Source organism: Pseudomonas sp. K5002 (assembly GCF_013386655.1).
Lineage (GTDB): Bacteria > Pseudomonadota > Gammaproteobacteria > Pseudomonadales > Pseudomonadaceae > Aquipseudomonas.
In genome coordinates this window covers 707-1,174 of the sequence record NZ_JACARK010000925.1, presented here as the reverse complement: position 1 = coordinate 1,174, position 468 = coordinate 707, and the positions used below count along the sequence as shown (strand labels likewise).

Here is a 468-nt window from a genome sequence, read left to right as displayed (position 1 = left end):
CTGCACGGCGGCCCGGTGGCGGTGCTGGCGGCGATTGGTTCGGTGGTGGTGTGCGGTTGCACGATTGCCTTGATCAGCCGCACGCACAAGGGCGAACCGTTGCCCGATGAAGAGCCGCTGATTGCGGTTGCACCTGTCGCGGGAGGTCGCTGATATGTGGGAACTCATCGAGAAAGGCCTGGCAAATAACGGCTTGGTCACCGCCTTTGCATTTGTTGGCGTGGTGATGTGGATTTCGGTGGTGCTGTCCAAGCGCCTGACCTTCGGACGCATCCACGGCTCAGCCATCGCGATTGTGATCGGGCTGGTGCTGGCCTGGGTGGGCGGTACCTTGACCGGCGGGCAGAAAGGCCTGGCGGATGTGGCGCTGTTTTCCGGGATCGGCTTGATGGGCGGCGCCATGCTGCGGGACTTTGCCATCGTGGCCACGGCGTTTGAAGTACAGGCCACCGAGGCGCGCAAGGCCGG

Annotated in this window: 2 pseudogenes; both read left to right on the top strand. The window is 63.9% G+C overall.

The annotated features are described in order from the left end of the window. Window positions 1–153, top strand: a pseudogene (locus HX846_RS31095) (malonate carrier protein); the annotation flags it as partial. 1 nt (window position 154) lies between these two features. Continuing rightward, window positions 155–468, top strand: a pseudogene (locus tag HX846_RS31090) (malonate transporter subunit MadM); the annotation flags it as partial.